Source organism: Pseudonocardia hydrocarbonoxydans (genome assembly GCF_006539565.1).
GTDB classification, from domain to species: Bacteria; Actinomycetota; Actinomycetes; order Mycobacteriales; family Pseudonocardiaceae; genus Pseudonocardia; species Pseudonocardia hydrocarbonoxydans.
In genome coordinates, this window is the sequence record NZ_BJNG01000026.1 from 67,863 (window position 1) to 90,583 (window position 22,721).

Annotated in this window: 21 protein-coding genes; 4 read left to right on the forward strand and 17 right to left on the reverse strand. The window is 75.3% G+C overall.

Going from position 1 to position 22,721, the window contains the following annotated elements:
* Positions 1–30 precede the first annotated feature (30 nt).
* Both PHY01_RS16335 and PHY01_RS16340 read right to left on the reverse strand, forming a co-directional pair.
* The gene (locus PHY01_RS16335) at positions 31–369 is read right to left on the reverse strand and encodes a P-II family nitrogen regulator (protein ID WP_141279623.1); all 339 of its coding nucleotides are present in this window, start codon (positions 367–369) and stop codon (positions 31–33) included.
* Positions 366–1,655: an ammonium transporter gene (locus PHY01_RS16340; RefSeq protein WP_218030189.1), complete on the reverse strand. Its 1,290-nt coding sequence runs from the start codon at positions 1,653–1,655 to the stop codon at positions 366–368. The genes PHY01_RS16335 and PHY01_RS16340 overlap by 4 nt, the downstream gene beginning before the upstream one ends.
* 90 nt (positions 1,656–1,745) lie before the next feature.
* On the opposite strand from PHY01_RS16340, the gene murJ reads away from it, so the two are divergent.
* Positions 1,746–3,275: a murein biosynthesis integral membrane protein MurJ gene (gene murJ, locus PHY01_RS16345; protein ID WP_170183842.1), complete on the forward strand. Its 1,530-nt coding sequence runs from the start codon at positions 1,746–1,748 to the stop codon at positions 3,273–3,275.
* 55 nt (positions 3,276–3,330) lie between these two features.
* Here murJ and PHY01_RS16350 read toward each other — a convergent pair whose 3' ends face one another.
* The 8 genes from PHY01_RS16350 to PHY01_RS16385 form a co-directional block, all read right to left on the reverse strand.
* On the reverse strand, positions 3,331–5,697 hold the full coding sequence (locus PHY01_RS16350; protein WP_141279625.1) for a [protein-PII] uridylyltransferase: 2,367 nt from the start codon (positions 5,695–5,697) through the stop codon (positions 3,331–3,333).
* Complete coding sequence (locus PHY01_RS16355) at positions 5,694–6,032, reverse strand: P-II family nitrogen regulator (RefSeq protein WP_141279626.1); 339 nt, start codon at positions 6,030–6,032, stop codon at positions 5,694–5,696. Before PHY01_RS16355 ends, PHY01_RS16350 begins: the two co-directional genes overlap by 4 nt.
* Positions 6,033–6,135: 103 nt before the next feature.
* Complete coding sequence (locus tag PHY01_RS16360; protein ID WP_141279627.1) at positions 6,136–6,474, reverse strand: P-II family nitrogen regulator; 339 nt, start codon at positions 6,472–6,474, stop codon at positions 6,136–6,138.
* A gap of 3 nt (positions 6,475–6,477) precedes the next feature.
* Positions 6,478–7,836, reverse strand: a complete 1,359-nt coding sequence (locus PHY01_RS16365; RefSeq protein WP_141279744.1) for an ammonium transporter — start codon at positions 7,834–7,836, stop codon at positions 6,478–6,480.
* Positions 7,837–8,027: 191 nt separating this feature from the next.
* Positions 8,028–9,653, reverse strand: coding sequence for a signal recognition particle-docking protein FtsY (gene ftsY / locus PHY01_RS16370; RefSeq protein WP_141279628.1), 1,626 nt, complete (start codon positions 9,651–9,653; stop codon positions 8,028–8,030).
* 36 nt (positions 9,654–9,689) lie between these two features.
* A complete protein-coding gene (gene smc / locus PHY01_RS16375; protein ID WP_141279629.1) occupies positions 9,690–13,274 on the reverse strand; it encodes a chromosome segregation protein SMC in 3,585 nt (1,194 codons plus the stop codon).
* A 27-nt stretch (positions 13,275–13,301) separates the two neighbouring features.
* Entirely contained in the window at positions 13,302–14,579 is a 1,278-nt protein-coding gene (locus tag PHY01_RS16380; RefSeq protein WP_141279631.1) for an MFS transporter, read from the reverse strand.
* A 39-nt stretch (positions 14,580–14,618) separates the two neighbouring features.
* On the reverse strand, positions 14,619–14,909 hold the full coding sequence (locus PHY01_RS16385; RefSeq protein WP_141279632.1) for an acylphosphatase: 291 nt from the start codon (positions 14,907–14,909) through the stop codon (positions 14,619–14,621).
* A gap of 21 nt (positions 14,910–14,930) precedes the next feature.
* Between PHY01_RS16385 and PHY01_RS16390 the strand changes: the two genes are divergently transcribed.
* Positions 14,931–15,608, forward strand: coding sequence for a CAP domain-containing protein (locus tag PHY01_RS16390; protein WP_246085946.1), 678 nt, complete (start codon positions 14,931–14,933; stop codon positions 15,606–15,608).
* Between the two features lie 72 nt (positions 15,609–15,680).
* On the forward strand, positions 15,681–16,715 hold the full coding sequence (locus PHY01_RS16395; RefSeq protein WP_141279634.1) for a magnesium and cobalt transport protein CorA: 1,035 nt from the start codon (positions 15,681–15,683) through the stop codon (positions 16,713–16,715).
* On the opposite strand, the gene mutM is transcribed toward PHY01_RS16395, so the two are convergent.
* The 7 genes from mutM to coaD all read right to left on the reverse strand — a co-directional run bounded on the left by mutM (position 16,693) and on the right by coaD (position 21,891).
* Complete coding sequence (gene mutM / locus PHY01_RS16400; RefSeq protein WP_141279635.1) at positions 16,693–17,562, reverse strand: bifunctional DNA-formamidopyrimidine glycosylase/DNA-(apurinic or apyrimidinic site) lyase; 870 nt, start codon at positions 17,560–17,562, stop codon at positions 16,693–16,695. The two genes, PHY01_RS16395 and mutM, sit on opposite strands and share 23 nt — an antisense overlap.
* Positions 17,563–17,568: 6 nt before the next feature.
* Positions 17,569–18,309, reverse strand: coding sequence for a ribonuclease III (gene rnc, locus PHY01_RS16405; protein WP_141279637.1), 741 nt, complete (start codon positions 18,307–18,309; stop codon positions 17,569–17,571).
* 13 nt (positions 18,310–18,322) lie between these two features.
* The gene (gene rpmF, locus PHY01_RS16410) at positions 18,323–18,505 is read right to left on the reverse strand and encodes a 50S ribosomal protein L32 (RefSeq protein ID WP_141279639.1); all 183 of its coding nucleotides are present in this window, start codon (positions 18,503–18,505) and stop codon (positions 18,323–18,325) included.
* Positions 18,506–18,545: 40 nt separating this feature from the next.
* The gene (locus PHY01_RS16415) at positions 18,546–19,082 is read right to left on the reverse strand and encodes a YceD family protein (RefSeq protein WP_370467303.1); all 537 of its coding nucleotides are present in this window, start codon (positions 19,080–19,082) and stop codon (positions 18,546–18,548) included.
* Positions 19,083–19,298: 216 nt separating this feature from the next.
* Positions 19,299–20,543 carry a MinD/ParA family ATP-binding protein gene (locus PHY01_RS16420; RefSeq protein WP_246085947.1) on the reverse strand — a complete coding sequence of 415 codons (1,245 nt, stop codon included), beginning with the start codon at positions 20,541–20,543 and terminating at the stop codon, positions 19,299–19,301.
* A 45-nt stretch (positions 20,544–20,588) separates the two neighbouring features.
* The gene (locus PHY01_RS16425) at positions 20,589–21,332 is read right to left on the reverse strand and encodes a DivIVA domain-containing protein (RefSeq protein ID WP_141279641.1); all 744 of its coding nucleotides are present in this window, start codon (positions 21,330–21,332) and stop codon (positions 20,589–20,591) included.
* Positions 21,333–21,408: 76 nt separating this feature from the next.
* Positions 21,409–21,891 (reverse strand): pantetheine-phosphate adenylyltransferase, encoded by a 483-nt coding sequence (coaD, locus tag PHY01_RS16430; protein ID WP_141279643.1) that lies wholly within the window; start codon positions 21,889–21,891, stop codon positions 21,409–21,411.
* 56 nt (positions 21,892–21,947) lie between these two features.
* Here coaD and PHY01_RS16435 point away from each other — a divergent pair, with 56 nt between their 5' ends.
* Positions 21,948–22,703, forward strand: coding sequence for a dienelactone hydrolase family protein (locus PHY01_RS16435; protein WP_141279645.1), 756 nt, complete (start codon positions 21,948–21,950; stop codon positions 22,701–22,703).
* Positions 22,704–22,721: the final 18 nt, after the last annotated feature.

Consider the following 22,721-nt stretch of genomic DNA (forward strand, 5'->3'; position numbering starts at 1 on the left):
CGGAACGCGCGGAGGGCCCGGTTCGTTCCGTCAGATCGCGTCCGAGCCGCGCTCGCCGGTGCGCACCCGCACGATCTGCTCCACCCGGGTCGTCCAGACCTTGCCGTCGCCGATCTTGCCGGTGCGGGCCGCCGCCGCCACCGCGTCGACGACCTTGTCCGCCGCCTCGTCGTCGACGACGACCTCGATGCGGACCTTCGGCACGAACTCGACGTTGTACTCGGCGCCGCGGTAGACCTCGGTGTGCCCCTTCTGGCGCCCGTGCCCCTGCACCTCCGACACGGTCATGCCGAGCACCCCGAGGCGCTCCAGCGCGGACTTGACGTCGCCGAGTGCGAACGGTTTGACGATGGCGGTCACCAGGATCATCGGGAGGTCCCCTCCGTGAGGCTGCGGGCGGTGGTGGTCAGCGGGGTGAAGTCGTAGGCGGTCTCGGCGTGCTCGGCCTCGTCGATGCCCTCGGCCTCGACCTCGGCGTCGACACGGAACCCGACGGTGGCCCGCACCAGCCAGGCGAGCAGGAACGACATCGTGAAGGCGAACGCCATCGTGGCGAGCACCGCCACGGCCTGCTTGCCGAGCTGGGCGAATCCGCCACCGTAGAACAGGCCGTCGGCGCCGGCCTCGTTGACCGCGGAGGTGGCGACGAGGCCGAGCATCAGCATGCCCACCAGCCCGCCGACGCCGTGGATGGCGACGACGTCGAGCGAGTCGTCGTAGCCCAGGCGGTACTTGAGCCGGATCGCCAGCTGGCAGACGACGCCCGCGAGCAGGCCGATGACCAGCGCGCCGTAGGTGTCGACGAAGCCGCAGGCCGGGGTGATGCCGACGAGCCCGGCGATCGCCGCGGACGCCGCACCCAGGCTGGTCGGGCGGCCGTCGAGCCGGTGCTCGAGCGCCAGCCAGGACAGCACCGCGGCGGCCGAGGCCGTCATCGTGGTGACGAACGCGTTGCCCGCGACCGCGCCCGCGGCCAGCGCGGACCCCGCGTTGAAGCCGAACCAGCCGAACCACAGCAGGCCCGCGCCGAGCAGCACCGCGGGCAGGTTGTGCGGGCGCATCGGCTGCTGCGGCCAGCCGCGCCGGGCCCCCAGGACGAGGGCGAGCGCGAGCGCCGACGCCCCGGAGTTGATCTCGACGGCGGTGCCGCCCGCGAAGTCGAGTGCGCCCAGAGTGTTGGCCATCCAGCCGCCCGCCTCGGCGACGTAGCCGTCGAAGGCGAAGATCCAGTGCGCCAGCGGGACGTAGACGAACACCGTCCACAGCGCGATGAACAGGGCGAAGGGCCAGAAGCGGGCCCGGTCGGCGACCGCACCGGACAGCAGCGCCGCGGTGATCACCGCGAACATCAGCTGGAACATCGCGAAGACCTGCAGCGGGATCCCGGTCTCGCCGCCGACGACCGCACCCGCGTCGCGCAGGCCCGCGTGGTCGAGGTTGCCGATCAGGCCCGCGGTGGAGTCGCCGAAGGCGAGCGAGAACCCGCCCAGCACCCACACCAGCCCGACGACCCCGAGGCAGACGATGCACATCATCATCATGTTGAGCACGCTGCGCGCCCGGACCATCCCGCCGTAGAAGAACGCGAGACCCGGGGTCATCAGCATGACCAGAGCCGCGCAGCCCAGCACGTACGCCGTGTTCCCGCTGTCCACGGCGGTGATCGTCTGGGCAGGGTGTTACCGGCGCATTTCCGGGTCATGTCGTCCCGGTTGCCGCACCCCGGGCGGGCACACTGTCACCCCGTGGGTGGGGTGCGCCGGGCGGCGCTGCTGACCGCGGGTCTGAGCCTCGCCGGATCCGGGCTCGGCCTCGTGCGCGACCTCACGATCGCCGTGGTGTTCGGCGCGGGGCCGGAGGTCGACGCGTTCCTCGTCGCCCAGGGGTTGATGAACCTGGTGCTCGGGCTCATCGCCGGGGCGCTGGCCAAGGCCGCGATCCCGGTGATGGCCCGCGCCGTCGACGCCGGGCGACCGGACGCGGGGATGGCCTCGGTCCGTGCGGCGCTCGGGCTGGCCTGCCTGGTGCTCGCCGTCGGCGGCGGGGCGGTGTGGGTCGGCGCCGGGGGCGTCGTGGCGCTGCTCGCCCCCGGTTTCGACGCCCCGACCGCCGCGCTGGCCGTGGAGCTGACCCGCGTCGTGCTCGTCGCGACGGTGCTGGTGACGGCGACCAACCTGCTCGCCGGCGCCGGGCAGGCGCTGGGCCGCTTCGGCCCGGCCGCGCTGCAGAGCGTCGGCTTCAACACGGTCATGATCGCCGCCGCCGCGCTGGCCGGCCCGGTCTTCGGGGCGACCGCGCTGGCCTGGGGTTTCGTGCTGGGCTCGCTGGTGCGCCTGCTGCTGCAGCTGGTCCCCCTGCGCGCGGCCCGGCTCCCCGCGTGGCCGACGCTGCGGCTGCACGACGAGGGGCTGCGCGAGATGCTGCGGCTGGTGCCCGCGCTCGTCGTCGGCAGCGCGCTGGCCTCGGTGAACACCCTGGTCGACCGGGCGGTGGCCTCCACGCTCGGGCCGGGGTCGGTGGCGGCGGTGAGCTTCGCCGCGCGCCTGTCCTCGACGATCGACCTGCTGCTGGTCGCCACCCTGCTCGCCGCGCTCTACCCCCGCCTCGCCGCGGCCGTCACCCCGGCCCGCCGCGCCGAGCTGCGCGGGCTGGTGGCCCGCGGCGTCGAGGTGCTGGCGGTGGTGCTGGTGCCGATCGGCATCGGGATGGCGCTGGTGGCCACCCCCCTGGTCCGGCTGGTCTACGGCTACGGCGCGTTCGACGACGACGCGGTCGCGCTCACGGCGTCGGCGGCGGCGGTGTTCGCCGTCGGCATCCCGGTGCTCGCGGTGCGCGAGGTGGCCGCCCGCACCTGCTACGCGCTCGGCGACGGCACCGTGCCGGTGGCGTCCGCCGTCGCCGGGGTGGTCGTCAACGTCGGGCTCGACCTGCTGCTCGCCCCCGTCCACGGGGTCGCCGGGATCGCGGCGGCCACGGTGTCGGCGAGCGTCGTCGCCGCGGCGGTGACGCTGGCCGGGCTGCACCGGCGGCACCGGGCCGTGCCCCCGCTGGGTCGTCCCGCCCTCGGGCTCGCGGCCGCCGGGGCCGCCGGCGCCGCGGTGGGCTGGCTGGTGCGGGTGGGGCTCGGCACCCCGGACGGCCCGGCCGGGGCGGCGCCGGTGTGCGCGGCCGTCGGGACCGGGGTGCTGGCCGGCTACCTGCCGGTCCTGCGGCTGGCCTGCCCGGAGCAGTTCCGCCTGGTCGGCGCCGTCCCCGCCGAGCTGCGACGCCGCTGAGCCCGGTCGGCCCGGGCGCGGCGGCACCGCGGGGTGCCCTGCCCGCGCTCACCCCTCAGCCGACCGCGGCGAGCACCGCCCGTTCGATCCGGCGGCGGTCGGCCGTGCGGATGGCGCCGTCGCCGTTGGGCCCGCCCAGGGAGAACGAGTCGACGACCGAGGACCCCAGCGTCGCGACCCGCGCCCAGCGCAGCTCGGCGTCGCAGTCCTCCAGCGCGGCGGCGACACGGTGCAACAGCCCGATGCGGTCGGTGCCGCGCAGCTCCAGCACGACCGCGCCGGTGGCCTCGTCGTCGAACCACAGGACCCGGGGCGGCGCGACGGGCTCCGAGGAGTGCGTCGGGGCGTAGTCGCGCTCCTTGCGGGCCAGCGCCTCGGCCAGCACCAGCGACCCGTCGACGACCCGGCCCAGGTCGGTGCGCAGCAGCGCGGGATCGGGGAGCCCGCCGAAGCGCGGCGAGACCGTGAACCGGAGCACCGCGACGTCGCCGGTGGTGGACACCTCCGCCGCGTGCACCTCCAGCGAGTGCAGCGCGAGCACGCCCGCGGCGGCGGCCAGCGACCCCTTCGCCGCCGGCACCGCCACCACCACCGTGGCCGGGGTGTCCTCGTCGACGAAGCGCACCTGCACGCGCTGGTCGGCCCGCACCGCCGCCGCCAGCTCCCGGTCGCCGTCCGCGGGTGGCACCGGCAGCGGCTCGCCGGCGATCAGCGCCCGGCAGCGCCGCGACAGGTCGCCGATCAGCGTCTTCTTCCACGGGCTCCACACGCCCGGACCGGTGGCCAGCGAGTCGGCCTCGGCCAGCGCGGTGAGCAGGTCCAGCACCAGCCCGGCGGAGGCGCCCACCGCGTCCTGCAGCGTCTCGACCACGCGCGTGACGGTGGCCGCGTCCTCCAGGTCGCGGCGGGTCGCGGTGTGCGGCAGCAGCAGGTGGTGGCGGACCATCGCCCCCAGCACGGCGACGTCGGGCTCGGTGAACCCGAGCCGGCGCCCGACCTGCACGGCGAGCGACTCCCCCACCACCGAGTGGTCGCCGCCGCGGCCCTTGCCGATGTCGTGCAGCAGCGTGCCGACCAGCAGCAGGTCGGGCCGGGCGACGCGCGTGGTCAGCCGGGCCACCTGCGCGCAGGACTCGACGAGGTGCCGGTCGACGGTCCACACGTGGGCGCGGTCGCGCGGCGGCAGGTCGCGCACCGCACCCCACTCGGGGAACAGCCGCCCCCACAGGCCGGTGCGGTCCAGCGCCTCCACCACGTCGACGAGCGGGCGCCCGGTGCCCAGCAGCGACAGCAGCTCGCCCAGCGCGTCGCGCGGCCACGGCTCGCGCAGCTCGGGCGCGGTGTCGGCCAGCCGGTGCAGCGTGCCGGCGGCGACCGGGAGCCCGGTGCGCGCCGCGGTGGCCGCGACCCGCAGCACCAGGGCGGGGTCGCGCGTCGCGGCGGCGTCACGGGCCAGTGCCACCTCCCCCGCGTGCTCGACGACGCCGGAGTCGAGCGGGCGGCGCACCGGGCTGCGGCGCAGCGCCGCGAGGCCCCGGCGCGGCAGCGCGCCCTTCGCCGAGCGCAGGCCGGTCTCCGCGGAAAACGCCACCGCCCTGGCGGCGCCGGACAGCGCGCGGGCCAGCTCGAAGCGGTCGCCCAGCTCCAGCACCGCGGCGACCTCGTCGGCATCCTGGGCCCGCAGGACGTCGCGGGCGCGGCCGGCGAGCCGGTGCAGCTCCGTGCGGACGTCGAGCAGCAGGCGCTGGGCCTCCGGCACGTCACCGGCGGGGCGGTCGACGAGCTGGGCGGCGGCGAGCGCGTCGACGAGCTGGATGTCGCGCAGGCCGCCGTGGCCGTTCTTCAGGTCGGGCTCGACCCGGTGCGCGACGTCGCCGACCTTGCGCCAGCGCCCGTGGGCGGACTCGACGATCTCGTCGAAGCGGCTGCGGATGCCGGCGCGCCAGGCCTGCCGGACCGACGCGCGGACGGAGTCGGTGAGCGCGGTGTCACCGGCGATGTGGCGGATCTCCAGCAGGCCGAACGCGGCCCGCAGGTCGGTGGCCGCCACCTGGACGGCCTGCCCCGGCGTGCGGACGGAGTGGTCGAGCCCGATCCCGGCGTCCCACAGCGGGTACCAGAGCTGGTCGGCGATCCGGTCGATGTCCTTGCGGCCGTCGTGCAGCAGCACCAGGTCGAGGTCCGACCACGGCGCGAGCTCACGGCGCCCCAGCGCCCCCACCGCGACGAGCGAGGCCCGCTCGCCGAGCCCGATCGCGGCGCAGCGCGAGGCGAGCCAGAAGTCGTGCAGGTCGACCAGCGCGGTGCGCAGCGCCTCGGGCGACAGGCGCCGCTTGGTGTCACCGGACTGCAGCAGTACGGCCTTGGCGCGCACCAGGTCCTGTGCGTCGCCCGCGGACGACACCGCGATCGTGTCGCTCACAGCGCGTCGGCGCCACGTTCACCGGTGCGGACCCGCACCACGGTCTCGATCGGGGTCACCCACACCTTGCCGTCGCCGATCTTGCCGGTGCGCGCGGCGGACAGCACGGTCTCGATCACCTTGTCCACGACCCCGTCCTCGACGACGACCTCCACGCGGACCTTCGGCACGAAGTCGACCTGGTAGTCGGCCCCGCGGTAGACCTCGGTGTGCCCGCGCTGCCGACCGTAGCCGGACACCTCGCTCACGGTCATCCCGGTGACGTCGAGCGACTCCAGTCCGGAGCGGACGTCGGCCAGGGCGAACGGCTTCACGATCGCCGTCACGAGCATCATTGCGCTTCTCCGATCGGTGACGAACCGGACAATCTCCGGGAAAGGGGCCGGGCCCGCCGTACCTGCGAGGAGGTAGGGCGGGCCCGGTGACGAGACGGTGGAGCTAGATCGCGTCGGTTCCGCGCTCGCCGGTACGCACCCGGATGACGCTCTCGACCGGGGTCACCCAGACCTTGCCGTCACCGATCTTGCCGGTGCGGGCGGCCTCGACGACGGCGTCCACGACCTTCTCCGCGAGGGCGTCGTCGGCGACGACCTCCACGCGGACCTTCGGCACGAAGTCGACGGAGTACTCGGCGCCGCGGTAGACCTCGGTGTGGCCCTTCTGCCGGCCGTACCCCTGGACCTCGCTGACGGTCATGCCCAGGATGCCGATCTGCTCGAGCGCACCCTTCACGTCCTCCAGCACGAACGGCTTGACGATCGCCGTGACCAGCTTCATCTCTCAGACCTCCTGACCGGCGGTGGCCGGCTCGTGGTCGCGGGCGGACTGCGTCGACGCACCGGCGGACGGGCGCAGGCCGCTGCCGCCGCGGAGGGTCGAGAAGTCGTAGCCCGACTCCGCGTGCTCGGTCTCGTCGATGCCGGTGATCTCGTCCTCGTCGGAGACGCGCAGCCCGATCGTGAACTTCAACGCGAAGGCGATGATCGCCGTGACGACGCCCGAGTAGACGAGCACCGCGACGGCACCGACGGCCTGGCGCCACAGCTGGTCGGCCCCGCCGCCGTAGAACAGGCCCGCGACACCGGCCGGGGAGTCGGCGGTGGCGAAGAAGCCGATCAGCAGGGTGCCGACGAGACCGCCGACGAGGTGCACGCCGACGACGTCGAGCGAGTCGTCGAAGCCGAAGCGGAACTTCAGGCCGACGGCCAGGGCGCAGAGCACACCGGCGATGGCACCGACCGCGATGGCGCCCATGGGCGACACCGAGGAACAGGCCGGGGTGATCGCGACGAGGCCCGCGACGACACCGGAGGCGGCGCCGAGGCTGGTCGGGTGGCCGTCGCGGAAGCGCTCCACGAGCAGCCAGGCGATCATCGCGGCCGCGGTGGCGACGATGGTGTTGAGGAACGCGAACCCGGAGATGGCCCCCGAGCCGACGGCGGAACCGGCGTTGAAGCCGAACCAGCCGAACCACAGCAGCGCGGCACCGAGCATGACCAGCGTCAGGTTGTGCGGGCGCATGGGCTCGCGCGGCCAGCCGCGGCGCTTGCCCAGGACGATGGCCAGCACCAGCGCGGCGATACCGGCGTTGATGTGGACGGCCGTGCCGCCCGCGAAGTCGATCGCGGCGAGGTCGTTGGCGATCCAGCCGCCCGCGCCCGCGGTGACGTCGTCGAAGTTGAAGACCCAGTGCGCGACCGGGAAGTAGACGACCGACACCCAGATGCCGGCGAAGACCAGCCAGGAGCCGAACTTCATGCGGTCGGCGACCGCACCCGAGATCAGGGCCACGGTGATGATCGCGAACGTGGCCTGGAAGCCGACGAACACCAGCGACGGGATCGTCCCCACGAGCGGGACGGCCACGTCGGTGCCGGCCTCGGCGTCGGCCAGGTAGGTGCCGGCCGTCAGGCCCTGCAGGCCCAGGAACTGGCCGGGGTCGCCGACGATGCCGGCGTCACCCACGCTCGTCCCGAACGTCATCGAGTAGCCGTAGAGCACCCACAGGACGCCGACCAGGCCGATCGAGGCGAAGCTCATCATCATCATGTTCAGCACGCTCTTGCTGCGCACCATGCCGCCGTAGAACAGCGCGAGTCCCGGTGTCATGAGCAACACCAGGGCCGTCGCCGTCATCATCCAGGCGGTATCGCCGGTATCGGGCACTCCAGGCACGTCGACTCCTTCCCGTCTGAGCCGCGCTCCGTCCGGTATGGACGGATTCCGCGGCTGGTGCGGGAACTATCGAATCGGCGTGTTTCCGGCACCCTCCACCGGTGTTTCCGGAAGGTGAACGAGGGGCCCGGGCGGGTTACATCCGGATGACGCGGTCAGCGCAGCAGGGCGTCGACGTAGGCCGCGGGCTCGAAGGGGGCCAGGTCGTCGGCCCCCTCGCCCAGGCCCACGAGCTTCACCGGGACCCCCAGCTCGCGCTGCACCCGGAACACGATGCCGCCCTTGGCCGTGCCGTCGAGCTTGGTCAGCACGATGCCGGTGACCTTGACGACGTCGCCGAACACCCGGGCCTGGGTGAGCCCGTTCTGGCCGGTGGTGGCGTCGAGGACGAGCAGCACCTCGTCGACCTCGGCCTGGCGCGTGACGACCCGCTTGATCTTGTCCAGCTCGTCCATCAGGCCGGTCTTGGTGTGCAGGCGGCCCGCGGTGTCGAGCAGCACGACGTCGGCGCTCTCGGTGGTGCCCTGCTTCACCGCGTCGAAGGCGACGCTCGCCGGGTCGGCGCCCTCCGGCCCGCGCACGACGGTGGCTCCCGCGCGCTCGCCCCAGGTGACGAGCTGCTCGGCGGCGGCGGCGCGGAAGGTGTCGGCCGCGCCGAGCACCACCCGGTGGCCGCCCGCGACCAGCACGCGGGCCAGCTTGCCCGTGGTCGTGGTCTTGCCCGTGCCGTTGACCCCGACGACCAGCAGCACCGCGGGCCGCCCGTCGTGCGGGAGGGCGCGGACCGAGCGGTCGAGCTCGGGCCGCAGCGCCGCGGTGAGGACGTCGTGCAGCAGCTGCCGCGCCTGCTCGGCCGTGCGGACGCCGCGGGCGGCCAGCTCGGTGCGCAGGGTGTCGACCAGCTCGGCGGTGGTCTCGGGGCCGAGGTCGGCCTGCAGCAGCGTGGCCTCGACGTCCTCCCAGGACTCCTCGTCCAGCTCCCCCGCCCCGAGCAGGCCCAGCAGGCCCTGCCCGAACCCGGAGCGGGAGCGGGCCAGGCGGCCGCGCAGGCGCTCCAGGCGGCCGCCGGGCGGTGCGATCTCCTCGACGAGGGCCGGCGGCGCGGCGGGGGCCGAACCGTTCGTGGACGGTGCGACGTCGCGGGGCGGCGCCGCCTCGGCGGGCGGGGCGGACGGGGCGGGCTCGGCGGGCGGGGCGGGCTCGGCCGGCGGGGCCGACTCACGCGGTGGGGCGTCGGCTGCGGGCGAAGCGGTGTCGACCGGCGGGGCCCCTGCGGCGGGCGGGGCTGCGGGCGGGGCGGCCTCGCGTGGCGGGGCCTCGGCGGGCGGGGCCCCGTCGGCGGGCGGGGCGGGCTCGACCGGCGGGGCGGGCTCGACCCGGGGCGCCTCCTCGACGGGAGATGCGGGCTCGACCGGCGGGGCGGCGTCGTCGACGGCCGGGGTCGCGCCGCCCGCGTCGGACGCGGGCGGGGCGGGGGTGGTGTCGGGTGGCGTGCTGTCGGGGGGCGTGCTGCCGGGGAGCGTGGTGTCGCCGTGCCGCGGGCGCCCGGGGGCCTGCGGCGGGGTGGCGGCCCCGGTGCCCGGGGCGAAGGAGAAGCCCCCGCCCGCCTGGTAGGTACCCCCGCGGCGGGGCGGGGCGGACGGGTCGTCGCGCCGCTCCAGCTCCTCGGCCTGGCGCAGGCTGATCCGCCGCCGGCTGCGCAGGACCAGTCCCGCGACGAGGGCGACGAGCAGCACGGCCACGACGACCGCGACGACGATCCACAAGGTCTCCGGGGTCACCGGACCACCCTGTCATGCCCCGCCGACGGGCGTCGCTCAGGAGGCGGGCCGCAGCCGCTGGCTGATCACCGTGGTGATGCCGTCGCCGCGCATGGCGACGCCGTACAGCGCGTCCGCGACCTCCATCGTCGGCTTCTGGTGGGTGATGACGATGAGCTGGCTCGTCGCGCGCAGCTCCTCCATGAGGCTGATCAGCCGGCGCAGGTTGACGTCGTCGAGGGCCGCCTCGATCTCGTCGAGGATGTAGAACGGCGACGGGCGGGCGCGGAAGATCGCGACCAGCAGCGCCATCGCCGTCAGCGAGCGCTCGCCGCCCGAGAGCAGCGACAGCCGCTTCACCTTCTTGCCGGGCGGGCGGGCCTCCACCTCGACACCGGTGGTGAGCATGTCCTCGGGGTCGGTGAGCACCAGCCGGCCCTCGCCGCCGGGGAACAGGGTGTCGAACACGATCGCGAACTCGCGCGCCACGTCCTCGTAGGCCTGCGCGAACACCTCGAGGATCTTGTCGTCGACCTCGCGGACGACGGTGAGCAGGTCGCGCCGGGTGTTCTTCAGGTCCTCCAGCTGCGTCGACAGGAAGCGGTAGCGCTCCTCCAGTGCGGCGAACTCCTCCAGCGCGAGGGGGTTGACGCGGCCGAGCAGCGCGAGGTCCTTCTCCGCCCGCGAGGCCCGGCGCTCCTGGGTGGCGCGGTCGTAGGGCATCGCGGGGGGCGCGCTGACGTCCTCGCCCCGCTCGCGCGCCGCCTCGTACTCCGCGGTCTCGGCGAGCGAGGCCGGGACGGGGACGTCGGGCCCGTACTCGGCGACCAGGTCCTCGACGCCCAGGCCGTGGTCGGCGAGGACCTTCTCCGTCAGCTGCTCCAGCCGCAGCCGCGACTGGGCGCGCAGCACCTCGTCGCGGTGGACGCTGTCGGTGAGCTTCTCCATCAGCGCGGTCAGCCGCTGCGCGGTGAGCCGGGCCTCGCCCAGCTCGCGCTCACGGGCGTCGCGGGCGGCGGCCGCGGCGTCGCGCTCGGTGGCGGCCGCGGCCAGCGAGCCCGCGATCCGCGCGCACGCCGTCTCCCCCGCCTCGACGACGAGCGCCGCCACCGCGGCCCCGCGCTCGCGCGCCTCCCGCGCGGCGGCCGCCCGCTGCCGCGCCAGCCGCTCCGACGACGCCTGGCGGCGCAGCGACTCCGCCCGCCCCGAGATCGCCCGCGCCCGTTCCTCGGCCGTGCGCAGCGAGAGCCGGGCGTCGACCTCGGAGGACCGGGCCGACTCCAGCGCGTCGGCGGCGGCGTCGCGCAGCTCGGTGTCGGGTTCGTCGTCGACCGGCTCGTCCTCGGCGATCGCGAGCTGCTGCTCGGCGGCCTCCAGCGCGAGCAGTGCCTCGGAGCGGCGGGACTCGACCGTGTCGCGCCGCTCACGCAGCCGCTGCGCCTCCGCCGCGGCCGAGCGCACCGCCTGCTCCATCCGCCCCAGCTGCGCGGACGCCGCCGACCGGCGCCGCTCGGCCTCGTCCGCGGCCTGCCGCGCCGCCTCGACGTCGGCCAGCCGCGCCGCCTCCTCCGCCCGAGCCCCCTCCAGCGCCGGGTGCAGCCGGGCGAGCTCCTGCTCGACCCGGTCGCGCGCGTCGGCGGCCTCGGTGACGGCGGCCTGGACGTCCAGTGCGCTGGTCGCCGTGCCCGACCCGCCGGACGCCCGGGCGGGCGCGAGCACGTCGCCCTCGGCGGTGACGGCGGTCAGCGCCGGGTCTGCGGCGACCACGGCGGCGGCGTCGTCGAGGGAGTCGACGAGCACGACGCCGTCGAGCAGCCGCCGCACGGCGGCCCCGGCCGCCCCGTCGGCGGAGACCCCGTCGGCCACCCACCGCGCCGTTGCAGGAAGGCCACCTTCATGCAACCTTGCTGCGGGAAGGTGGCCTTCCTGCAGTTCGGGGGACGGGCCCACCACCAGCGCCGCCCGCCCCTCGTCGCGGGTGCGGAGCAGGCGAAGGGCGGCCACCGCGGACTCCGCGTCGGCCACCGCCACGGCGTCGGCCAGCTCCCCCAGCACCGCGGCGACCGCGGTGCGGGCCCACGGCTCCACCGCCACCAGGCCGGGAACCGTGCCGAGCACGCCGTCCTCGTCGAGCAGCGTGGCGGAGCCGTCCCGGCGCGCGAGCCCGACCGACAGCGCGTCGACCCGGGCCCGCCAGTGCGCGCGCTGCTGCTCGGCCGCGCGCTCCTGCGCCACCAGCTCGGCGACGCGCCGCCGCGCCCCGTCGTGCGCCTCGGCCGCACCGGCCCGGCGCTGCTCCAGCTCGGCGGGCACGTCACCCGGGTCGACGGCGTCACCCGCGGCGTCCAGCTCGGTTTGCGCCGCCGCCGTGCGCGCCTCGGCCTCGGCGAGGGCGTCGGAGAGGCGCTCGATCTCGTCGGCGGTGGCGGCGGCGGTGCTGCGCATCGCCTCGGCGCGACCGGCGAGGGTGGCCAGCCCGGCGCGCCGGTCGGCCAGCGCCCGCACCGCGGCCCGGTGGGCGCGCTCGGCGGCCTGCAGCGTCCGCTCGTGCTCGGCGCGGGTCTCCAGCAGCTCGGCGAGCAGACCCCGGGCCTCGGTGACGGCCGCGACGAGCTCGTCCTCCTGCTCGGCGACGGCGTCGGCCTCGGCGTCGAGCTGGTCGGGATCGCGCCCGGGCGCCCGCTCCTGCGCCGACGCGGCGAGGTGGCGGCCTCGTTCCTGCGCGAGCCGGACGGTGCCGGAGAGGCGCTCGGCCAGTGCCGAGAGCCGGTACCAGGTGTCCTGCGCGGCGGCCAGGCGCGGGGCGTCGGCGGCCAGCGCGGACTCCAGCCGCTCCTGCTCCACCCGCGCGACGGACAGCTGCTCCTCGACCTCCGCGCGGCGGGCCCGGGCCGCGGACTCGTCGGCCTCCTCGCGGGCCAGCGCGTCGCGCAGGGTCACGAGGTCGTCGGCGGACAGGCGCAGGCGGGCGTCGCGCAGGTCGGCCTGCACGCTCTGGGCCTTGCGCGCGATCTCGGCCTGGCGGCCCAGCGGCTTGAGCTGGCGGCGCAGCTCGGCCGTCAGGTCGGTGAGGCGGGTGAGGTTGGCCTGCATCGCGTCGAGCTTGCGGAGCGCCTTCTCCTTACGCTTGCGGTGCTTGAGGACGCCCGCGGCCTCCTCGATGTAGGCGCGGCGGTCCTCGGGCTTGCTCTGCAGCACCGAGTCGAGCTGGCCCTGCCCGACGATGACGTGCATCTCGCGGCCGATGCCCGAGTCCGAGAGCAGCTCCTGGATGTCGAGCAGCCGGCAGTGCGCGCCGTTGATCTCGTACTCGCCCGCGCCGTCGCGGAACATCCGCCGCGTGATCGAGACCTCGGAGTACTCGATGGGCAGCGCCCCGTCGGAGTTGTCGATCGTCAGCGTCACCTCGGCGCGGCCCAGGGGCGCCCGGCCGGACGTCCCGGCGAAGATGACGTCCTCCATCTTGCCGCCGCGCAGCGCCTTCGCCCCCTGCTCGCCGAGCACCCAGCTGATGGCGTCGACGACGTTGGACTTGCCCGAGCCGTTGGGGCCCACCACGCAGGTGATCCCCGGCTCCAGGCGCAGCGTCGTCGCCGAGGCGAAGGACTTGAAGCCCTTCAGCGTCAGGCTCTTGAGGTGCACGGCTCTCCCGTTCGGCGGGTCCGCAGCCTAACGACCGGGCCGGGACCCCCCGCGCGCCCCTCGCCCCGCACCGAGCAGGACGGTGGCCAGCAGCGCCACCGCGACGACCGCGACCGAGGTGCCCAGCACCCCGTACCCGGCGACGGCGACGAGCACCCCGGCGAGGACGCCCCCGACCGCTCCGGCGACGTTCATCGCGACGTCGGACAGGCCCTGCACCCGCGGCCGGTCCGCGAGCGGCACCGCGTCGGTGAGCAGGGCCGACCCGGCGACCAGCGCCGCGGACCAGCCCAGACCGAGCGCGATCAGCCCGACGGTCAGCGACCCGTGGTCGGTGGGGGCCGCGGGCCCCGCGACCAGGCCCGCCGCGACGAGCAGCGCCGCGCCCACGGCGAGGACCGGCCGACGGCCCCAGCGGTCGGCGAGCGCCCCGAACACCGGGCTCAGCACGTACATGCCCGCGACGTGCAGGCTGATCACCAGCCCGACCACCGACACCGACGCCCCGCCGTGGTCCATGTGCACCGGCGTCAGCGACATCAGCCCGACCATCAGCAGGTGCGACACGGCGATCGCCCCGATCGCCAGCAGCGCCGCCGGGTGCTCCCGCGCCGCGGCCCAGGCGCTGCGGGCCGGGACCGCGGGCGCGGTGGCGGGCGCGGCTGCCGCCTCCCGTTCGCGGGCGAGCAGCAGCGGGTCGGGCCGCAACCCCGCCCCGACGACGAGCGCCGCCACCGCGAACGCCACCGTGGCCAGCAGGAACGGGCCGGTCCGCGGCTCCATCCCGATCGCCTCGGCCACCGTCTGCATCGGGCCCGCGAGGTTGGGGCCGGCGACCGCGCCCACCGTGACCGCCCAGACCACGACGGCCAGCGCGCGGGCCCGGGCGCCGGGCTCGGCCAGGTCGGTGGCGGCGAACCGGGCCGCGAGCCCCGCCGCCGACGCCGCGCCGAAGGGCACCAGCGCGGCCAGCAGCAGCGGCCAGCTGCCGATCGCCAGCGCGCCGACGGCCCCGGCCGCGCCCACCGCGCCCGCGCCGTAGCCCAGCACCAGCGCAGGGCGCCGTCCGGACCGCGCGGCGAGCCGGGAGACCGGCAGCGCGGCGAGCGCGGTGCCGACGACCATCGCGGTGAGGGCCGCACCGCCGACGACGTCGGACCCCGACAGGTCCGCGGCGCTCAGGCTCGCCAGCGCGATGCCCGTGGCCACCCCCACCCCGCCGAGCACCTGCGCGACGACGAGCACCCCCACGATCCGCCGCTGCAGGACGGCTGTGTCGATGGTCGGTCGTCCCGTCGTGGTCACCGGGACATCGTGACCGTGCAGGGCCCGGCGCACCAGGTCTCAGGCCTCGACGAACCCGTCGAACCCGCCCCTCGCCTCGCCCCACTGCTCGACGACCTCGTCGACGCGCCCGGGCGTCCGGTCGCCGCGCAGCAGCGCGAGCAACCGTTCACAGCCGCGACGGTCACCCTCCGCGATCACGGCGACACGGCCGTCGCGCAGGTTGCGGGCCTCGCCGACGAGCTGGAGCTCCCGCGCCCGGCAGCGGGTCCACCACCGGAACCCGACCCCCTGGACGTGGCCGTGGACCCAGGCGGTGAGCCGGATGGTGGAATCGGTGTTGGTGCTCACAAGGCTGCTAGGTTACCCGCCGTGATCAGCCTCCGGCGTCGCACGGCTCCCCTGCTCGCCGGGCTCGCCGCCGGCGCGGTCGTGATGGGCACCGTCGTCGCCCTCGCCCCGCCCGCCGCGCTGCCCGACGCCGTCGACACCGCGCTCGGCACGCCGCTGGTCGCCCCCGCGCCGGCCCCCACCCCCGCCCCGCGGCCCCGGCGCACGATCGTGCCGTTCCCGGTCGTGCCGACGAGGATCCCCGCGCCGACCACCTCCCCGGCCCCGACGACCACCGCGACCCCGACCCCGACCCCGGAGCCCGAGCCGACTCCCGGACCTGAGCCGGACCGCGGGCCCGCGACGCAGGTCGTGGAGCTGACCAACGCCGAGCGCGCCGACGCCGGCTGCGAGCCCCTCGCCACCGACGCCCGCCTCGCCGCGGCCGCACAGGGCCACGCGGAGGACATGGCGGCGCAGGGCTACTTCGACCACGTCAGCCGCGACGGGCGCCGGTTCGACGACCGGATCAGCGCGGAGGGCCACCCCGCGCCGGGCGGGGAGAACATCGCGCGCGGCCAGCGGAGCGCGGCCGAGGTCGTCGAGGCGTGGATGAACTCCCCCGGCCACCGCCGCAACATCCTGGACTGCGACTTCGCCACCATCGGCGTCGGCCACACCCCCGACGGCGACCACTGGGTGCAGAACTTCGGCCGCTGATCCCCCCACGGTTAGGCTCTGCCGGGGGCGCGCGGCGGGCGCGACCGGCCCCGACCGGAACGAGGTGACGCGATGTCCGTCGTCGACAACGCCATCTACGTCGACGGCAGGCGCGCGGTGGAGCCGACCTCGCTCGACCACACCTTCGAGGAGCTCAAGGCCTGCCCCTCCGACGGGCACAGCTTCTGCTGGATCGGCATGCTGCGGCCCGGCGAGGCCGAGGTGCAGGCCGTCGCCGAGGAGTTCGACCTGCACGGTCTCGCCGTCGAGGACACCGTCACCGCCCACCAGCGGCCCAAGCTGGAGCGCTACGGCGACCTGCTGTTCGTGGTGCTGCGCCCGGCTCGCTACGTCGACCGCGACGAGGTCGTCGAGATCGGCGAGGTGCACCTGTTCGTCGGGACGGACTTCGTGATCACGGTGCGGCACGCCGAGGAGCCCGATCTCGGCGCGGTCCGCAAGCGGCTGGAGGCCGATCCCGGCCTGCTCGAGCACGGGCCCTACGCCGTGCTCTACGCGGTGCTGGACAAGGTCGTCGACGACTACGCCCCCGTCCTGGACGGGCTGCAGGACGACATCGACGAGATCGAGGTGCAGGTCTTCGGCGGCGATCCCGGCGTCTCGCGGCGCATCTACACCCTGACCCGCGAGGTGATCGAGTTCCAGCGGGCCGTCGAGCCGCTGGAGACGCTGTTCGTCGAGCTGCGCGAGCGGCTCAAGGAGAAGGCCGGTCCGTCGGACCTGGAGCTGCGGCGGGCCCTGCGCGACGTCGCCGACCACGCCACCCGCGTCATGGAGCGCATCGACGGCTTCCGCACGCTGCTCACCAACATCCTCACCGTCAACGCCGCGCTGGTCGGGCAGCGGCAGAACGACGAGATGGCCCGCATGACGCAGGCGGGCTACGACCAGAACGAGCAGGTCAAGCGCATCTCGTCGTGGGCGGCCATCCTGTTCGCGCCCACGCTCGTCGCCTCGATATACGGCATGAACTTCGACGTCATGCCCGAGCTGCACTGGGCGCTGGGCTACCCGTTCGCGGTGGGCCTGATGGTGCTGCTGGGGCTGGGGCTGTACCTGAGCTTCAAGCGCCGCGGGTGGCTGTGACGCGGGGCCGGGGCTGGCAGCGCGGGCAGCTGAAGCTGCTGCGGTTCATGAAGCTCTCCCGGCGGATCGGGGTGCCGCAACGCCGGCACGGCCGGTCGGCCTGCCCGTAGGCGTCCAGGGAGCGGTCGAAGTAGCCCGAGGCGCCGTTGACGTTGACGTAGAGCGCGTCGAAGGAGGTGCCGCCCGCGAGGAGCGCGGCGTCCATCACCTCGGCGGCCGCGGTCAGCACCGCCCGGCCCTGCGCGCGGGTGAGGCGTTCGGTGGGCCGCTCGCCGTGCAGCCGGGCGCGCCACAGCGCCTCGTCGGCGTAGATGTTGCCGATGCCCGAGACGACGGTCTGGTCGAGCAGCGCCCGCTTGAGCCCGGTGCGGCGGCGCCGGATCCCGGCGACGGCGGCGTCGAGGTCGAAGGCCGGGTCCATCGGGTCGCGCGCGATGTGCGCCACCGGCTCGGGCAGCCGGTCCGGACCGGTGACGGGGTGCAGCGACAGCCCGCCGAAGGTGCGCTGGTCGACGAAGCGCAGCTCGGGGCCGCCGTCGGCGAACCGCAGCCGGACCCGCAGGTGCTTCTCGTCGGGCCGGTCCGCGTCGGCGACGAGCATCTGCCCGCTCATGCCGAGGTGGGCGAGCACGGCCTCGTCGCCACCGACCTCGAGCCAGAGGTACTTGCCCCGACGGCGGGCCGCGGTGATCTCGCGGCCGGCGAGCCGGGCGGCGAAGTCCGGGCCGCCCGCCACGTGCCGGCGGACGGCGCGCGGATGGGCGACGTCGACGGCGACGATCGTGCGGTCGAGCACGTGGTCGGCCAGGCCCCGACGGACCACCTCGACCTCGGGGAGCTCGGGCACGGCCGGTCAGGAGGCGGGCGAGCCCGTGGCGGCCTCGGCCGTCAGCGTGCGCCAGGCCAGCTCGGCCGCCTTCTGCTCGGCCTCCTTCTTGGTGCGCCCGTCACCGGTGCCCAGGTCGCGACCGGCCACCACCGCCGTGGCCGTGAACACCTTCAGGTGGTCGGGACCGTCCTCGGTGATGCGGTACTCGGGCACGCCGAGGTCGGCGGCGGCGGTGAACTCCTGGAGGCTGGTCTTCCAGTCGAGACCGGCGCCGAGCAGCGGCGCCGAGACCAGCAGGGCGTCGAAGAGGCGGTGCACCATCTCCCGGGCGGGCTCCAGGCCGTGCTCCAGGTAGACCGCGCCGATCAGGGCCTCCGTGGCGTCGGCCAGGATGCTCGACTTGGTGCGCCCGCCGGTCATCTCCTCGCCGCGGCCGAGGTAGAGGTAGGCGCCGAGCCCGTCGGGCCCCAGCGTCTCCGCGACGCCCGCGAGCGCGTGCATGTTGACCACGCTCGCGCGCAGCTTCGCGAGCTGCCCCTCCGGCAGGTCGGGGTGCTCGACGTAGAGCCGCTCGGTGACGACGATGCTCAGCACCGAGTCGCCGAGGAACTCCAGGCGCTCGTTGGTGGGCAGCCCGCCGTTCTCGTAGGCGTAGCTGCGGTGGGTCAGCGCCAGGACCAGCAGGCCGTCGCCCAGGTCGACGCCCAGGGCACGCAGCAGGGGCCCACGGTCTTCCGTGGGCCCCTGCCGGCCGTGTCCTGACACGAAGATCCGGTGATCAGGCCGGGCTGACGACCTGGCGACCGTCGTACTGCCCGCAGGTCGGGCACGCCACGTGCAGGGGCTTGACGGCGCGGCAGGCGCGGTTCGAGCAGGCGGCGAGCGTGGGGGCAGTGGCCTTCCACTGCGACCGACGCGAGCGCGTGTTCGACCGCGACATCCGGCGCTTCGGAACGGCCACGATGAATCTCCTAGCAGTGCTCGATTTCCGACTGTGGGTCTCAGTCGGCAGGCAGGCGCTCACGCAGAGCGGCCCAACGAGGGTCAAGTGTCTCATGCCCGTGGTCGGGCGCGAGGTCGGCCCACTTCTCCCCGCACCCGACGCACAACCCGGCGCAGTCGGGGCGGCACAGCGGCGAGAGCGGCAGGTCCAGCACCAGCGCGTCACGCACGATCTGCTCGACGTCGACCTGGTCGTCGGCCACGCGCGGGAGCTCGTCGGCGTCGGTCGTCTCGTCGGTGACGCTGTCGGGGTAGGCGAACAGCTCGCCCAGCTCGACGGTGATCTCGTCGGTCAACGGGTCGAGGCAGCGGGCGCACTCCCCCTCCAGCGCGGCGTGCGCGGAGCCGGAGACGTAGATCCCCTCGGTGACCGACTCCAGCCGCACCTCGAGCTCGACGGGGCTGCCCTCGGGCACCCCGATGGTCTCCAGGCCGAGCCGCTCGGGCTCGCCGGAGGCGGGGACGGTGCGGGTGTAGGACTTCATGGCGCCCGGTCGGCGGCCGAGCTCCCGGGTGCCGAAGGCCCAGGGACTCACGGGGCCTCGGGCGGCGGGACGGTGTGCGCTCACGTCGACCAGGGTAGGCCCCCGCGGCCACCGGGTTCCCGCCCCGGCGCCGCACGTCGGTCCGCGTCTCGCGCCCCGGTGCGACCCGCGCGCACCGATTCGCGTCCCGCGCACCGTCGACGGTGCGCGTGGGGCACCGGGGTGCGCGGACCACCCGGACCCGTCGGGCCGGGGCGGGTAGGGGCGTCAGGTCGGGTGGGTGCCGGAGCCGGGCGGAGGCGGGCCCGCGGCGCGGGGGCCCTGTGGAGCGGGCGGGACCTGTCCCGGGGGGAAGCCGGGCCGCCCCGGTCCGGTGGGGCCCGGTCCGGCGGGAGGCGTCTGCGACGGCGGGGGGCCCGGCGGGAGGGGCGGGGCCGCGGGGGACGGACCGGGCGGGACGTCGGGGACGGCGCGGTCGAACCGGTCGGCGATCAGCGCGGCGAGCCCGAGGAAGGCGTCGCGGGTGCGGGGGCGCAGGCGGGCCAGCTCCACGCGACCCCCGGTGGCCAGGTGCGGGTCGTGCGGGATCTCGACGACGGCGCGGCAGCGGGCGGCGAAGTGCTCGCGGATGCGCCCGGCGTCGACCTCGTCGCTGGTGCGGTCGCACGACAGCACCACGACGGCGTTGCGGGCGAGCTCGGGATGGCCGTGGGCGAGCAGCCAGTCGAGGGTCTTGCTGGCCCGGCTGGCCCCGTCGACGGTGGGCGCCCCGACGATGATCACGCTGTCGGCCAGGGTGAGCGTGCCCTCCATCGCGGAGTGCACCAGCCCGGTGCCCGAGTCGGTGATGACGATGTTGAAGAACCGCGACAGCGCCGTGCTGACCTGCTCGTACTCCGTGCGGCTGAACGCGTCGCTCGACGCCGGGTCCTGCTCGGAGGCCAGCACCTGCAACCGGCCGGCGAGGCTGGTGTAGCGGGTGATGTCGGCCCAGGAGTGGATGCGGTCGATGTCGCGCAGCAGCTCGCGGACCGTCACCGAGGACTCGCCGGTGAGGCGGTCGGCCAGGGTGCCGGCGTCGGGGTTGGCGTCGAGGACGACGACCCGGTCGCCCCGGTGCTCGGCCAGCGCCAGGCCCAGGCAGGTGGCCACGGTGGTCTTGCCGACCCCGCCCTTGATCGAGGTGACCGCGATGCGGTGGGTGGCCGTCAACGGGCGGCGCAGCCGGTGCACGAGCTGGCGGCGCGTGCGCTCCAGCTCGCTCGGGCCGGGGTTCACCAGCCCCCCGCTGAGGCGGTGCAGCAGCAGCCGCCAGCCCTCCCCGGGCACGTCGGCGCGGCGGCGCACGATCATGTCGTCGGTGAGCTCGCCCGCGGTGTGCCGGCCCGCCTGCACGTCGCCGCCCCACGTCTCCACTGCATCCCCCGCACTCGGCCCACCCGGTGGGGGCGCCAGGCGATGCCCGTACCGCTCCCACCAGCCCGCGGGGTCCGGTTCGACCCGTCGCGCCATGGACGCACAGTAGCGTGACGTACCCGGTGCGTGGCCGGATCGCGATCAGTCGATCAGGTCCATCCCGGTGCCGGTGCGGCCGTAGCCGGGCGCGGCCGGGGCGGGGCCGCCCGCGCCGCGCCAGAGCTGGTTGCGGCCCTGGCCGACGGTGCGCAGCGCCTTGCCCAGGGTCTCCTCGAACTCGGCGAGCTTCGCGTCGACGTAGGCGTCGCACTCGCGCCGCAGGCGGTCCGACTCGGCCTCCGCCGCGTCGACTACCCGTGCCCCCTCCGCGTGGGCGGTGCGCACCACCTCGGTCTGCGACACCAGCCGCGTCTGCTCGGCGAGCCCGTCGGTGGTGTAGCGGTCGTAGGCGGCGCGCCCGGCCGCGTCGAGACGCTCGGCCTCGGCGCGGGCCCGGTCGGTGAGCTCGGTGTACTGCCTCCTGCCCTCGACCACCGCGCGCTCGGCCTCGTGCCGGGCCTGGGCCAGGGTCTGCTCGGCCTCGGCGCGGGCCTGCTCGACCAGCCGCGTCGCCTCGGCCTGGGCGTCGGCGAGCATCTGCTCGGCGTCGGCCTGCGCACCCGACCGGGCCGCCTCGGCCTCGCGCTCGGCCTCGCCGACGATGTCGTCACGGCGGTCGAGCACGTCCTGGGCGTCGTCCAGCTCCCCCGGCAGTGCCTCCCGCACGTCGTCGAGCAGCTCGAGGACGTCGCCGCGGGGCACCACGCAGTTGGAGGTCATCGGGACGCCCCGGGCCTCCTCGACCACGGTCACCAGCGCGTCGAGTGATTCGAAGACCCGGTACACGCAGGCATCCTCCCACCGGCGCACCGCCGGACGGCGTATTGAGCGTGCGCCCGCGTGTCAAGTTCCGATCGGGTGATCAGGCATGTTCGGCGATGCGCTCCAGCAACCGCTCGTGTACCGCCGCGGGCAACAGGTGCGCGACATCGCCACCGAACGTGGCGACCTCCTTCACCAGCGAGCTGGCGATGAAGCTGAACTCGGGCCCGGTCGGCATGAACAGCGTGTCGACGCCGGAGAGCCGGTGGTTCATCTGCGCCATCTGCAGCTCGTAGTCGAAGTCCGACACCGCCCGGATGCCCTTGACGATCGCGCGGATGTCGTGGGCCACGCAGTAGTCGACGAGCAGGCCGTGGAAGGAGTCGACCCGGACGTTCGGGTAGGCGGCCGTCTGCTCGGCCAGCATCTCGATGCGCTCCTCGAGGGTGAACATGCCCTTCTTGGACTTGTTCACCAGCACCGCGACCACCAGCTCGTCGAACAGCGGGGCGGTGCGCCCGATGATGTCGAGGTGCCCGTTGGTGACGGGATCGAACGAACCGGGGCAGACCGCGCGCCTCATGGCCGGGAACCCTACCCGGCGGGCACGGCGACGCCGTCCGGAGTAGAACTCGACCCGTGCCCGTACTCGACCACGTCGTCCCGACCCCCGACGGCGACTGCCCCGTGACCCTGCACCTGCCCGACGAGGGCCCCGGGCCCTGGCCCGCGGTGATCCTCTACCCGGACGCGGGCGGCACCCGCGAGACGATGCGCGCGATGGCCGACCGGCTCGCCGCCACCGGTGACGGGTACGCGGTGCTGCTGCCCGACGTCTACCACCGCACCCCCGGCTGGGCCCCGTTCGACATGGCCACCGCGTTCTCCGACGCCGACGAGCGCGCCCGGCTGATGGGGATGGTGCGCAGCGTCACCGCGGCGATGTACCGCAGCGACCTCGACGCGTTCCTGGACTTCCTCTCCGACGCCTCCGAGGTCTCCGGCGACGCGGTCGGCACCACCGGGTACTGCATGGGCGGCCGCGCGTCGCTGGTCGTCGCCGCGCACCGGCCGGACCGGATCACCGCCACCGCCTCGTTCCACGGCGGCGGCCTGGCGTCGGAGGAGGACCCGGACAGCCCGCACCACCGTGCCGCCGACATCCGCTCCACCGTCTACGTCGCCGGGGCCACCGACGACAGGTCGTTCGACGACGCCGCGCGCGACCGGCTGGAGAAGGCGCTCACCGGGGCCGGGGTGACCCACACGATCGAGACCTATCCCGCGGCCCACGGCTTCGCGGTGCCCGACACCCCCGCCTACGACGAGGCCGCCGCCCAGCGGCACTGGGCGGCGCTGGAATCGCTCTTCGCGGCCACCCTGCCGCGGGCGTGAGGCACGCCCCGGTCGCAG

Excerpts from the sequence above, each read along its gene's own strand:
- PHY01_RS16335 (WP_141279623.1), bottom strand. The coding sequence starts at position 369 with ATGATCCTGGTGACCGCCATCGTCAAACCGTTCGCACTCGGCGACGTC.
- PHY01_RS16355 (WP_141279626.1), bottom strand. The coding sequence starts at position 6,032 with ATGATGCTCGTGACGGCGATCGTGAAGCCGTTCGCCCTGGCCGACGTC.
- PHY01_RS16360 (WP_141279627.1), bottom strand. The coding sequence starts at position 6,474 with ATGAAGCTGGTCACGGCGATCGTCAAGCCGTTCGTGCTGGAGGACGTG.
- PHY01_RS16365 (WP_141279744.1), bottom strand. The coding sequence starts at position 7,836 with ATGATGACGGCGACGGCCCTGGTGTTGCTCATGACACCGGGACTCGCG.
- PHY01_RS16395 (WP_141279634.1), top strand. The coding sequence starts at position 15,681 with ATGTCCGTCGTCGACAACGCCATCTACGTCGACGGCAGGCGCGCGGTG.
- PHY01_RS16420 (WP_246085947.1), bottom strand. The coding sequence starts at position 20,543 with ATGGCGCGACGGGTCGAACCGGACCCCGCGGGCTGGTGGGAGCGGTAC.
- coaD (WP_141279643.1), bottom strand. The coding sequence starts at position 21,891 with ATGAGGCGCGCGGTCTGCCCCGGTTCGTTCGATCCCGTCACCAACGGG.